Annotated in this window: 12 protein-coding genes and 1 tRNA gene; 7 read left to right on the forward strand and 6 right to left on the reverse strand. The window is 69.8% G+C overall.

Translation table 11 applies throughout. The features are described from left to right. Window positions 1-1,647, reverse strand: a complete 1,647-nt coding sequence (locus tag C6V83_RS17350) for an FAD/NAD(P)-binding protein (RefSeq protein ID WP_234353791.1) — start codon at window positions 1,645-1,647, stop codon at window positions 1-3. Window positions 1,648-1,871: 224 nt separating this feature from the next. Between C6V83_RS17350 and C6V83_RS17355 the strand changes: the two genes are divergently transcribed. Beyond that, a complete protein-coding gene (locus C6V83_RS17355; protein ID WP_105943466.1) occupies window positions 1,872-3,797 on the forward strand; it encodes an FUSC family protein in 1,926 nt (641 codons plus the stop codon). A 332-nt stretch (window positions 3,798-4,129) separates the two neighbouring features. Here C6V83_RS17355 and C6V83_RS17360 read toward each other — a convergent pair. Further along, window positions 4,130-4,204 (reverse strand) — tRNA-Thr (locus tag C6V83_RS17360). A gap of 6 nt (window positions 4,205-4,210) precedes the next feature. Here C6V83_RS17360 and C6V83_RS17365 point away from each other — a divergent pair. The 5 genes from C6V83_RS17365 to otsB are packed head-to-tail and all read left to right on the forward strand — an operon-like array spanning window position 4,211 to window position 8,950. Further along, window positions 4,211-5,632 (forward strand): threonine/serine exporter family protein, encoded by a 1,422-nt coding sequence (locus C6V83_RS17365; RefSeq protein ID WP_105943467.1) that lies wholly within the window; start codon window positions 4,211-4,213, stop codon window positions 5,630-5,632. Between the two features lie 58 nt (window positions 5,633-5,690). Then, on the forward strand, window positions 5,691-6,533 hold the full coding sequence (locus C6V83_RS17370) for a MerR family transcriptional regulator (protein ID WP_105943468.1): 843 nt from the start codon (window positions 5,691-5,693) through the stop codon (window positions 6,531-6,533). A 10-nt stretch (window positions 6,534-6,543) separates the two neighbouring features. Continuing rightward, window positions 6,544-6,708, forward strand: a complete 165-nt coding sequence (locus C6V83_RS18580) for a hypothetical protein (protein ID WP_199832547.1) — start codon at window positions 6,544-6,546, stop codon at window positions 6,706-6,708. Window positions 6,709-6,711: 3 nt separating this feature from the next. Beyond that, entirely contained in the window at window positions 6,712-8,154 is a 1,443-nt protein-coding gene (locus C6V83_RS17375) for an alpha,alpha-trehalose-phosphate synthase (UDP-forming) (protein ID WP_105943469.1), read from the forward strand. 4 nt (window positions 8,155-8,158) lie between these two features. Next, the gene (gene otsB, locus C6V83_RS17380) at window positions 8,159-8,950 is read left to right on the forward strand and encodes a trehalose-phosphatase (protein WP_105943470.1); all 792 of its coding nucleotides are present in this window, start codon (window positions 8,159-8,161) and stop codon (window positions 8,948-8,950) included. Between the two features lie 9 nt (window positions 8,951-8,959). Here the strand turns inward: otsB and C6V83_RS17385 are convergent, their stop codons facing one another. Then, entirely contained in the window at window positions 8,960-10,135 is a 1,176-nt protein-coding gene (locus C6V83_RS17385; RefSeq protein ID WP_105943471.1) for an ROK family transcriptional regulator, read from the reverse strand. A gap of 42 nt (window positions 10,136-10,177) precedes the next feature. Between C6V83_RS17385 and C6V83_RS17390 the strand changes: the two genes are divergently transcribed. Beyond that, window positions 10,178-10,948, forward strand: a complete 771-nt coding sequence (locus C6V83_RS17390; protein WP_105943472.1) for an SDR family oxidoreductase — start codon at window positions 10,178-10,180, stop codon at window positions 10,946-10,948. A 44-nt stretch (window positions 10,949-10,992) separates the two neighbouring features. Here C6V83_RS17390 and C6V83_RS17395 read toward each other — a convergent pair whose 3' ends face one another. From C6V83_RS17395 to C6V83_RS17405, 3 genes are all read right to left on the reverse strand, one after another. Next, entirely contained in the window at window positions 10,993-11,538 is a 546-nt protein-coding gene (locus C6V83_RS17395) for a trypsin-like serine protease (RefSeq protein ID WP_234353792.1), read from the reverse strand. Further along, window positions 11,535-11,774 (reverse strand): TetR family transcriptional regulator, encoded by a 240-nt coding sequence (locus tag C6V83_RS19120; protein ID WP_407646288.1) that lies wholly within the window; start codon window positions 11,772-11,774, stop codon window positions 11,535-11,537. The genes C6V83_RS17395 and C6V83_RS19120 overlap by 4 nt, the downstream gene beginning before the upstream one ends. 61 nt (window positions 11,775-11,835) lie before the next feature. Beyond that, window positions 11,836-12,450 carry a TetR/AcrR family transcriptional regulator gene (locus tag C6V83_RS17405; RefSeq protein ID WP_105943474.1) on the reverse strand — a complete coding sequence of 205 codons (615 nt, stop codon included), beginning with the start codon at window positions 12,448-12,450 and terminating at the stop codon, window positions 11,836-11,838. Window positions 12,451-12,623: the final 173 nt, after the last annotated feature.

Raw genomic sequence — 12,623 nt, forward strand, 5'->3', positions numbered from 1 at the left:
TCACTCGACCTCCCTGACCCGCATCCGGCGCCACCACTGCTGCACCGAGCGCGTCGGCGTCAGCTTACGGCAGAAGCCTTGTGCGGCAAGGTCGTGCGTGATCTCGTCGGCGGCGATCTGCAGACCGAGGAAGGTGTCGACTCCGGGAAAGTAGCCGCCGAGGGTGGCCGTGCCCGAGCAGTAGATTCGGCCGTCACCGCTGCGGGTGCCGCGCAGCTCGAAGGTGCGCTCCACGTCCATCCGTCCCAGCGGATTCAGCCCGGCCCCGGTGTGGTCGAGCAGGTCGGCCAGCAGCCGGTGCTCGCGCACGTCGGCCTCCAGTCCGGTGCAGTCGATGACGAAGTCGGCCTGCACCGTCACCGTACCGTCCGGTCCCGCCGGCTGGCGCACCGGGGCGAGCGGATCGACCTTGACCGTCGCGACCACGCCCTGTCCACCCGGTGCGGGTCGCAGGTCGACCGCCTCGCCGACCGCCACTCGGTAGAAGCCCTCGGTCCGGCCCCGTTTGAGCTGCTCCCGCCAGTTCTTACGGATCGGAGTGTTGGTGCCGGAGATGTTCTTGTAGAGCTTGACCCGGTCATAGCCTTCGAGCCTGGACATCTCGGCTTTGAGCTGCCCGCCCCAGACGGACTTCGGGTAGTTGAACCCCTGATACGCCCAGCCGTCACCGCCCGGACGCCGCATCATGACGTGCGGTCCGTGCGCCTTGTCGTAGTAGGTCCGGAACAGGTGCACGATCTGCGTCTGCAACCCGAGCTTGTCGCGGTCGTCGATCAAGCGCTGCAGCACGCGGGAGGCCACGATCCCAGAACCGCGGATCATCACGGTGCCCGGTCGGGCGGCCAGCGACTGATAGATCTGCTCGTGCGGTTCGTAGGCGTTCACCACCCGCCCGGCCGCCTCGGGAAACCGCTCGCGGAACCGCTGCAGGTCCGGCAGGAACTTGAGTCCCGGATAGCCGATCGCGACATGCACGAAGCGGCTGCGAAAAGCCACCCGTTTGGTACGTGAGGTGCCGGGCTTCGGAGTCAGCACCGTGAAGTAGCCGCCGCCGGTGCGCCGCCGGATCATCCGCACCTGACCGTTGTGCAGAAAGTCGTAGTAGCCGATGCGCGCGGCTTCGACTTCCATCGCCTCGAACACCTGACCGGCCTTCGGCGTGTAGTAGTTCGCGAAGATCGGCTCGGTCAGGACGTTCCACAGCGGACGGACCGTCTTGTCCCGCCACGCTTCCTGAACGGCGTACGACGGGAACCCCCAGAGGTTGTCCGGCATGGACTGCGAGTCCGACCGCAGCCGCTCGCCGCGGGGAATCTGCGAGACGCGAGTCAGATACTCGTACGACCGCCACGGCACGTCTTGCGGGCCGAGCACCGCGAGGTGGTTCTTCGGGACACCGAAGATCCGCAGGTAGTCGACGGTCACAAACGAGCCGATTCCTGACCCGACGGACACGAAGGGCACGTCCACGATCGGAATCCCCGCGGCCTGGACCATCTGGTCCGTCCAGAAGTCGGTGTGAATCAGTTGTTCGGTGAGGTCGCCGGGCCGGGGTCCGCCGCTGCGCAGCGGGCGCACACCTGGTCGGGCCGGGGCCTGCGGCCGGGGCGGGTGCGACGGACGAGGCGCCGGATTCTGCCCATTCATAAGGACAACATAGTCGGGCGGCGACGGCGGCGGGCGACCTCCGGCTGTTCACGGGCGCCGCCTCAGCAGCGGGCCGCGGCAACGATATGTGCCAGGCCCGCACCGCGGTTCGCCATGACGACCGCATCTCGCCTCGCCTATGCCATCATCGGCGTTGATCGCCTGCTCGGACGGCGCTCCGATCAGCGCGCGGACCGCAAGCGGAATTCGACCAGGAGGCGCCCGTGCCGGCCCCGACCCGTTCACTCCTCGGCGACCCTCGCTGGTCCTGGATCGCTGAGACGGTCCGGATCCGTCCGGCGGAGTTTCCGGTCGGCCACGCGATCCGGTCCGGAGTGGCGGTCGGCGGCCCGTTCATCGTGGGTTCACTCACCGGGCACATCGTGACCGGCATGTGGATCGGCCTCGCCGCCCTGCTCCTCGCGGCAGGCGAGCGCGAAGGCACGTACCGACTGAACTTCACGATCATCGCCGTCTCGACGCCGATCGCCGCCGCCGGCTACCTCCTCGGCTACGCCCAGGACATGCCGCTGCCCGCACTGGCGATCCTGCTGGCGATGCTGGCATTGCTGATGGGCCTGCTGGCCGGGATCGGTCCTGCCTTCTCCGTCGCCGGAATGCAGTTCCTGCTGGCCGCATCCATCGCGATCGGCGTCGACGGAATTCACAACTGGTGGACGCCGCTCGGACTGTACTTCGCCGGTGCCGCGATCTACGCCGCACTGCTGGGCATCGAAGCGCTGCTCGTCCCGGACCGGCCGCAGCGCAAGGCCGTCCGGCCGCTCCTGGAGGCGCTGGCCGGGCTCGCCCAGGCCCGGCACGACGATCTGATCGACGGCGGGACACGCACCACCGCCGCACGCGTCCACGCCGACGCCGCCTACTACGCCGCCCGCGACCGGGTCGCCGAACTGCCTCTGCACTGGGGAACCGGTAAACGGTGGTGGTCGCTCGACGACGACGTCCTGGCCACCGCCGACAGCGTGCAAGCCCTCCTGGTCGGCGAGCACGACCCCGCTGCGGCGGCGGCCGCCGCGGTCCGCCTCCGCGCGCTCGGCGCGAGCACCACCCGGCGGGCGGCCCCGGTCGTGCCCGCACCGGATCGGGCCGGGTCGTCGTCGGCTCTGACGCGGCGCATCGATCAGCTGCAAGAATCGCTCTCGACGGTGAAGGACGGCCGCTCGCGTCGTCAGCTGCCCGTCGTCCGGGCGACGATCGGACCGGAGGTGATCCGCGCGGCGGTGCGGCTGGCCCTGTGCTTCGGCATCGCCGTCGGGGCCAAGGCGTACTTCCCTTACAACCACTGGTTCTGGGTGCCGCTCACCGTCTGCCTGGTGATGAAGCCCGACTTCGGTTCGGTGTTCTCTCGCGCGATTCTCCGGGTGATCGGCACCCTGGTGGGCGTCGGCATCGCGACGGTGATCATCCTGGTGGTGCCCAAGGGCGTCGGATTCGGCATCGCCATGCTGATCATCTCCGCCCTGATCCCCTGGTTGATGATGCGCTCGTACGCCCTCCAGGCGGTCGCGATCGCCCCGGTGGTGATCCTGCTCGTGGCCGTGATCACGCCCGGTGACCAGGACAACTTCTCCCTGCAGCGCATCGCGGCCACCGCGATCGGCGGTGCCATCGTCATCGTCTTCGGCTACCTCATCTGGCCTCACTCCCGGAAGCTCTGGGTGCATCAGGCGTTCGCCGACGCGATGGACTCCGTGGCGACCGAGCTGGTGGCCGCCGGAACTCCGATTCCCGACGACGACGCCCGCCGGGCCGGGGAGCGGCACCGCACCGTCGTGGACGCGCGACGATCGGCCGCGCACTCCCTCACCGAACTCGACGGGCGCCTGCACCGCGCGCTCTCCGAGCCGCCGCCGGCCGACACCGTGGCTGCGGCGTGGCTGCCCGCCGTCGACTCCGCCCAGCGGTTGGCCGACGACGTCGCCCGCTATGCAGCTGACCGGCTCACCGGTCGCGCACCTGCCGATCCCGCCGGTGCCCGGGGGCTCGCCGACGCGGTCCGCGACGCCGGGCAGGGACCCGGCCCGGGCACAGCCACCGTCGTCGATCCGAACGAGATCGACGACGCAGACCTGCGGGTGATCGCCGATCGTCTGGCCGAGGTCACCAGAGCGCTCCCGCACGACCGCTGATCCACCTGGGCCGACCCCACTGCGCCCATCCCACTGCGCCGACTCCACTGCGCCGATCCCACTGGGCCGATCCCACTGGGCCGATCCCCACGGCGCCGAAAGATGGGTGCCCGGCACCCTCGCCTCGGGCCCGCGGCCTCAGCCGTCGCCGTCGCCCATGACGTTTCGCGCACCACGACTCACGGACAACCACTCACGCACACCGAAACCGAGGGTGGCCGAGACCGGCGTCGCCGGGGAAGATGGGATCGTGGTCGAAGCGTCCCCGAACCGCCGCGCAGACGGCTCGGCCCTGACCGGCGCGGTGGTCACCGCTACGATCAGGGCCGATGTGGAGCCCCCTGTCGGGATTGAACCGACGACCTACGCTTTACAAGAGCGTTGCTCTACCACTGAGCTAAGGAGGCAGGCGCGTGCGTGAGTATATCCGCCGTGGCCTGAACAAGATTCTCGGTCCCGCCCGAGCGACCATCGACACCATCGAACCGGGGTCGATCGTGGTGGCGCCCCGCAAGCCGATCGACCTGCACGACGAAGCCGGGATCACCGAAGTGCTCGACCTCGCCGCCCGGATCGGCGCGGTCCTGCTCGACGCCGGGACCGGTGCGATCGACACCCGTGATCAGGTGCAGTTCGTCGCCGGGATCTACGGGCTGGAGGACGTCGACATCGACGTCACCTTCAACACCGTCCTCATCTGCGCGCGCCGGGGCAGCACCCTGCCGCCGATCACCGCCTCCCGGACGGTCAACTACCGCTCGCTCGACTTCACCCGCCTGGCCGAGATCGACCGCCTGGTACGGAGGATCCGGCGGCTGGCGATCACCCCGACCTCCGCGCACCGCATCGTCGACGTCATCGTGGAGGCGCCGCACCCCTACCCGCGCTGGATCTCCACGCTCGCTTGGGGACTCATGGCCTACGGAGTGGCGATCTTCCTCGCGGCGGACTGGCTGGTCGGCCTCACCGCATTCGCCAGCTCGGTGGCGATCGTCGTCGTGAACCGTCGTCTGAACCGGATCGGCACACCGATCTTCTTTCAGCAGATCGCCGGCGGCTTCATCGCGGTGATCCCGGCCGCGGTGCTGTTCCGGGTGCTGCAGAACACCGGCATCGCGGTGTATCCGTCGCAGATCATCGCCGCCGGGATCATCGTGCTGCTCTCCGGCCTGACCCTGGTCGGTGCCGTGCAGGACGCGATCACCGGGGCGCCGATCACCGCGATGGCCCGGTTCACCGAGGTCGTGGTGATGACCGGCGGGATCCTGATCGGCGTCGCCCTGGCGGTGCGCGGCGTCGGCCTCTTCGGCATCTATCTGCCGGAGCTGACCACCATTCCGCCGTTCGGCGCGTCCGATCTGCCCGCGCGCATCCTCGGCGGCGCCATCGCGTCGGGAGGGTTCCTCGCCGCGAGCTACGCCGAACGGCGAGCTCTCCCCGCCGCGATCGGGGCCGGGGCACTCGGCGCAGCGGTGCAGGGCGTGATGGTGGTGTACACGACCACCCCGCTGGTGACATATGCCGTGGCCGCGGTGACCGTCGGCTTGATCGGCGGCGTCGCGGCCCGCCGGGCGCTGACGCCGCCACTGGTGATCGCCATCGCCGGGATCACTCCCATGCTTCCCGGCATGGCGATCTATCGCGGCATGTACGGCCTGATGAACGACGATCCCACGCGCGGCGGCGCCGAGATGGCCACCGCCTTCGGCATCGGCTGCGCACTGGCTGCCGGGGTCACTCTGGGCGAGTTCATCGCGCGCCGGCTGCGCCGGCCGAAGATCCCGCCTGCGCTCCCGCAAGCCCTGCGCAGCGTCCGCGACATCCGGCGGCGCTGAGCACTGTCCGGAGAATGGACTTGACCCTCCCGCGACGTGAGGCTCGACGATGGTTCCCATGACGGCAACGCACGATCCCGAGGACCGGTGGACGGTCGGCCGGCTCGCCGAGCTGACCGGCGTCACGGTGCGCACCCTGCACCACTACGACGCCATCGGGCTGCTGCGTCCGAGTGACCGGTCCGGGGTCGGCTACCGCCTGTACGGGCCGGCCGACCTGGAGCGGTTGCAGCAGATCGTCCTCTACCGGCGGCTGGAACTGCCTCTGGAGGAGATCGCGCAGTTGCTCGATTCCGGCGGTTCGCCGGAGGAACACCTGCGTCGCCAGCGCGATGCCGTCATCGCCCGGCGCGACGAGCTCGACGAGCTCGTGGGCGCCATCGACCGAGCATTGGAGAGAACCATGAGTCAGCGACCCGCCACCGACGCCGAGATGCGCGAGATCTTCGGCGACGGCTTCAGCGACGAGTACCAGGCCGAGGCCCAGCAGCGCTGGGGCGACACCGATGCCTGGAAGCAGTCGGCCCGTCGCACCGCGTCGTACACCAAGGCCGACTGGGCGGCGATCAAAGCCGAGACCGACGCGATCAACGACGATTTCGTGGCCGCCAAGCGGGCCGGCCTGCCCGCCGACGGCGACGTCGCGCGAGACGTCGCCGAGCGCGCCCGGCTCCAGATCCACGAGCGCTTCTACGACTGTTCGCCCGAGTTCCACCGGTGCCTCGGCGAGATGTATGTGAGCGATCCGCGCTTCACCGCCACGTACGACGATCTCGAGCCCGGTCTGGCGCAGTACGTCCGGGACGCGATCGTCGCGAACACCGACCGCGCCTCGGCACCTGGAGCACAGATCTGGCGCGAGTCCGGGGGCGGACATGCGGACCACCATCACCGCAGCTAGAATAGGCCGCATGCCTCCCAAGACAACTGACCTTGTGGACGACGACGAGTTGGACCCCGTCGCCGACGAGACCGCCAACTCGGCCCGCCGCGTCGTCGCCGCGTACGCCGCCGATGCCGACGAGTGCCGCATGCTCTTCGCGATGCTCGGCATCGAGCCTGGAGAGACCGACTGACCCATGTCGGCCGCTGAGCCGGGTGCCGACGTCACCCGTTCGGGCGCCGACTTCGTCGTCGTCGCCAACCGCCTTCCCGTCAACAAGAAGGTCCTCGCCGACGGCACCGTCACCTGGACTCGTGCGCCCGGCGGTCTGGTGACCGCGCTGGCACCGATCTTCGACAGCACCCCCGGCGCGTGGGTCGGCTGGACCGGCAGCGCCGACTCCGACGACGACCCGCGCGTCGACGGCATCGAGATCCATGCGGTCCCGCTCAGCGCGGACGAGGTCGAGGACTACTACGAGGGTTTCTCGAACTCCACGCTGTGGCCGCTGTATCACGACGTGCTGGTCAAACCCGTCTATCGCGCCGACTGGTGGGATGCCTACGTCGCGGTCAATCGCCGGTTCGCGCAGGCCGCTTCCGATGCCGCAGCGACCGGCGGAACGGTGTGGGTGCAGGACTACCAACTTCAGCTGGTGCCGGCGATGCTGCGCGCACTGCGCCCCGATCTGAAGATCGGCTTCTTTCTGCACATCCCGTTCCCGCCGTACGAGCTGTTCAGCCAGCTCCCGTGGCGGCGAGAAATCCTCGACGGGCTGCTCGGCGCCGACCTGATCGGTTTCCATCTGCCCGGCGGCGCCCAGAACTTCCTGACGCTGAGCCGCCGGATCCTCGGTGTCGAGGCGTCGTCCGACCCGGTCGGCGTCCGCACCGATTTCGGGACCGTGGATCTCGGCGACCGCGTCGTCCGGGTCGGCGCGTTCCCGATCTCCATCGACTCGGCGGGGGTGGCCGAACAGGCCGCATCGTCGCGGGTCCAGGAGCGTGCGGTGGAACTGCGCAAGCAGCTCGGCGATCCGAAGCACCTGCTCCTGGGCGTCGACCGTCTCGACTACACCAAGGGCATCGACGTCCGGATCGAGTCGCTGGAGCGCATCTTCGCCGACGGCCGCCTTGACCCGGCGGACACGGTGCTGGTCCAGCTGGCCAGTCCGAGCCGGGAGAACGTGGAAAGCTACGCCCGGCTGCGCGACGCGGTCGAGCGGACCGTCGCCCACATCAACGGCACCTACGGAACGGTCGACGCTCCCCCGGTCCGCTATCTGCTGCAGCCGGTTCCGCGCGACGAACTCCTCGCCTACTTCGTGGCCGCCGACGCCGCCCTGGTGACTCCGCTTCGCGACGGCATGAACCTCGTGACCAAGGAGTACCTGGCCTGCCGCCCGGACCTGGGCGGCGCGCTGGTGCTCAGCGAATTCACCGGTGCCGCAATGGAATTAGACCAGGCGTACTTGATGAATCCGTACGACTCGGCGTCCACCGACGACGCCGTGGTCGCGGCCGTCACCGATCCGCCCGAGGAACGACGACGCCGCATGGAGATCCTGCGCGACCAGGTGATGCACAACGACGTCGACCAGTGGGCGCGCAGCTTTCTGGACGCCCTGAACGAAGAGTGAGGCCATGAGCGCATCCGGAATCAGCACCGAGCTGCGGGCCGCGCTCGCCGACTTCTGCACGCTGGACCGCGTGGTCGTGGCCTCCGACTACGACGGCTGTGTGGCGCCGATCCAGCCCCGGCCGGACATGGCCGTGCCGAACCCGGCGTCCCTGACGGCGCTGGAGGCATGCGGCGCCTGTGACCGCACCCTGGCGGCGATGGTCTCCGGCCGCGCCCGCGCCGATCTCGCCGCGATCTCCGGCGCCGGCGAGGGCCTGACCCTGATCGGCAGCCACGGCGCTGAGTTCGAGAGCGGTTTCGACGAGCCGCTGACCCGCGACCAGCAGGCGCTGCTGGAACGGATCATCGCCGACTTCCGCGGGATCGCCGCGCAGTTCCCGGGCACCAGCGTCGAGACCAAGCCCGCCAGCACCACCCTGCACGTGCGCAACGCCACCCCCGACGATGCCGCGGCCGCCATGGTGCTGGCCGAGACCGGACCGGCCGGCTGGCACGGAGTACACGTCACCAAGGGCAAGGCCGTCATCGAACTCGCCGTGATCGAGACCAGCAAGGGGCTGGCTCTCGACCGGCTCCGCCGCGCGTTCAACGCCGACGCGGTGCTCTACCTCGGCGACGACGTGACCGACGAGAAGGCCTTCGCGCACTTGCAGCGCCGCGACGGCGTCGGCGGGCACGCGGGCAAGGACGTAGGCATCAAGGTGGGCGACGGCGATACACTCGCCGAGTTCCGGATCCCGGGCACCGACCAGGTGGCATCGGTGCTGGAGTTCGTCGCCGCGCGTCGTCGCTGACGATCGGCGTCAGCGGGTCGCGAGCGACCCCACGACGGCGAGCGGATCCGCGTACACCGCGGCGAGTGCGACGGCGACGGGTGCCGCCTCCGGGACGTGGACCCCGAAGCGGGTCGGCGTGATCTCCAGCGGCCACGGCGTCCTGCTCGCCGCGTCGAACGCCGCCTGAATCGGGGCGAGGCCGCGCGGGTGCGCCGAGAAGGCGTCACCGGCCACGATCACCGAGTCCGGGTTGATGACGTCACGCATCGTGGCCACCGCTTCGCCGAGAACGCGTGCGCGGGCGTCGGCCAGCACGCCGGCGTCGTCGGACGTGCCGAGACGGGCCGCAGCGGCTTTGAGGGCGGCGGTGCCGATCACCGATTGCAGCGGCGCGATCGCGGATGCGTCGAGCGGGCCGGGCTCCACCGGAAGGCCGGCGATGGAGCCGGCGCCCCGGAGCGGCTGGTGCACCTCACCGGAGATGATCATCGCCATGCCGACCGTCTCGCGCGCGTAGAAGAACAGTGCCGCTCCCCGGGGATTCGGCCCGCACGCCGCGCCCCCGATCTCGTGCGGGACCACGTCGCCGCCGAGGAGCAGTTCGGCGGCCGCCATCGCCTGGACGTGTTCGGCCACCGACACCGGAACGCCGAGCGCCTCGTGCAGTCGCCGGCCGAGCTGCTGGCCCCGCCAGTGCAGGATCGGATGGTCGACGACGCCGGTCTCGGCGTCGACCGCCCCGCCCAGGGCGGCACCGGCCCAGAGGACGCGCCGACCGGAGAAGCGGGCGGCGAGCTCGGCCAGCTGGGTACACAAGCGGTCGACGGCGGCGGCACCCCCGTCTCCGCACACCTCCTGGGTCCGGACCGCGTGGCTGTACAGGGTGCGCCCGCCGAGATCGGCGATCACCAGGGCGGTTCGTCGTGCGCCGATGTGGATCCCCGCGACACAGAAGCGGTCGCGGTCCAGAGTGAGCGGGATCTTCGGTCGGCCGACGCCGCGGGAGTCGACCAGTTCGGGCCGTTCGTCGACCAGTCCGGCGGAACACAGCGCAGTGATCTGGCGGTTGACGGTGGCCGCGGAGAGTCCGGCGCGGTCGGTGATCTCGTCGCGCATGGACGGCCCGCCGACGCGGATCGCGTTGAGGACGAGGCTCGCCGGGGCCGCGCCCACGCGCAGCTTCGCCGCGACCACTCCCGTCATGGCCTCGAATCTAGCAGTCGTACAGGGCCTTAGACTGGGATCATGGCCTCCTCGATCACCGTGAGCGAAACCGTCCCTTCCACCGGAAAAGTCGCAGTGGTGACCGGCGCCAGCTCGGGCATCGGGGCGGCGACGGCCCGGGCGCTCGCCCGGGACGGGTATCAGGTGGTGATCGGGGCGCGCCGCACCGACCGGATCACCGAGCTCGCCGAGGAGATCGGCGGGCGGGCGATGTACCTGGACGTGACCGACGCCGCGTCCGTGGAGCGGTTCGCCGGAACCCTGGAACGCGTCGACGTGCTGGTGAACAACGCCGGCGGCGCGAAGGGGCTGGCGCCGGTGAGCGAAGCCGACCTCGAGGACTGGCGCTGGATGTGGGAGACCAACGTCGTCGGCACCCTCCGCATGACCAAGGCACTGCTTCCCGCGCTGATCGCCTCCGGCGACGGGCTGATCGTCACGGTCACATCGATCGCCGCGCTCGACGTCTACGACAACGGCGCCGGCTACACCTCGGCCAAGCACGCGCAGGGAGTGCTGCACCGCACGCTGCGCGGTGAACTGCTCGGCAAACCGGTGCGGCTCACCGAGATCTGCCCGGGCATGGTCGAGACCGAATTCTCCCTGGTCCGCTTCGACGGCGACGCCGACCGCGCCGACCAGATCTATCAGGGGCTGACCCCGCTGACCGCCGACGACGTCGCCGACGTGATCGCCTTCGCCGCCTCCCGGCCGCCGCACGTGAACCTCGACCAGATCGTCCTCAAGCCCCGCGATCAGGCCGACGCCCGCCGCAACGTCAAGACCCTCTGAGATCTTTCGGCCGCGGCGGACGCCGGCCCGTCAGTGATCTCAGATCAAATGACGCGGAACCCCGCGCCGACTCGGCCGTGCCGGTTGAGCGAGGCGAGGATCGCGGTCATCTTGGTCGCCACCATCGGGCTGTGGATCGGGAAACCGCCGAACGGGCACTGAATCGCCACACCGCCGACGTACTGACCGCCGTTGAGCATGCCGACCACCCGATTGCCGCGCAGCACGGGCGCACCGGAGTCACCCGAAGCCGCGCACACGTATCCGGTCGACCGCGCCTGCCCATCCTGCAGCACCGGACCACAGGTGAAACCGGTCGTGGCGCCCATCTTGCAGACGTTGACGCCGAACGCCGGGAACCGGGCCACACCGACGATTCGAGCCGGACCCACCGAACGCACCGGACGCACCTTACTGCGATCCAGCGTCACCGCCGCGAAGTCACCGCCCTTCGACAGCACCGACACCCGGCCGATCACGCCGGCGGCACGATTGCTCCGCAAACTCACGTTGTAGTGGCCGCCCTTGGCGCAGTGCGCCGCGGTCAGCCCGACCAGCCGGCCACCGCGGTCGTGTCCGACCGCGGTCATCGTGCACCCGTACTTCCCACCGAACACGATCGCGGTACCACCGCCCACCGGGGCCTTCGGCGCAGCACCGGCACCGACGCCGCCGACTCGATCTCCAGTGCCACCGGCCCCAACGCCCACGCCGAGACGCGGGCCAACGCCGGCAGCCCCTCGCACCCCGCATGCTGCGCGATGTGTTCGACGGACGTCGCGTGAAATCCTCTGCGGACGAACAGCTCCCGCGCCGACGATCGGATGGTTGCGGCAGCCGCCTGTCCCGGCGCCTGAAGTACGCCGCGCGTTACTGACGTGGCCCGGTCAGGCGTCGTCGTCGACGAGCAGTCCGGTCACCATCGCGACCAGGACGCGTTCGATGTCGGCTCGGTATCCCCGCTTGGTCGGCTGCTCGGCGAACGCGACCGCGCCGTCGAACACCAGCTCCAGCACCATCCGGGCGGCGATCGCCACGTCGACGCCTTCGGCGAGGGTGCCGTCTTCCTTGGCGCGGGTGAAGATCGACTCCACGTAGGGCAGCGAACCCTTCTGCTGGATCTCCCGGCGCCGGTCTTCGCCGATGGCGAATCCCGCCTGCCGGGACAACCCCCGGAGGCTGCGATCCTTCGAGTACGCGGCGAGCATCGCGGAGATGGACTTCACGATCTGCTCGCGGGGCGACATCGATTCGTTCACCGCTCCCTCGATCTGCTCGAGGGCCTCGGTGCAGTGGTTCTCGAACACCGCGGCGAACAGGCCCGGCTTGTCAGCGAAGTGGTGATAGACCGCGCCCTTGCTGACGCGGGCGTCGAGACTCACCTCGTCGATCCCGGTCTCGGCATAGCCCTGGTCGACGAAGCGGGTCGCCGCCGAGTCCAGAATCGCCTGTCGGGTGAGAGCTGCGTACTCAGCCCTCCGTGATCTCACGACATCCACCATGTCAGCAGCCTACCTAAGTACCGGGAGTGTCCGGGCCGCTGCGCCGCTTGCCCCTCGTCGGGGATCCGCGGGCGCATACCCGCTTACAACCAGATCATTACACACCATAGTGTGCGAAGTCATGGCTACGGAGGTGAGTACGACGGGCCGATGCGTCCTCTAGCACCTCGTGG

The sequence above is a fragment of the Gordonia iterans genome, from assembly GCF_002993285.1.
GTDB classification, from domain to species: domain Bacteria; phylum Actinomycetota; class Actinomycetes; order Mycobacteriales; family Mycobacteriaceae; genus Gordonia; species Gordonia iterans.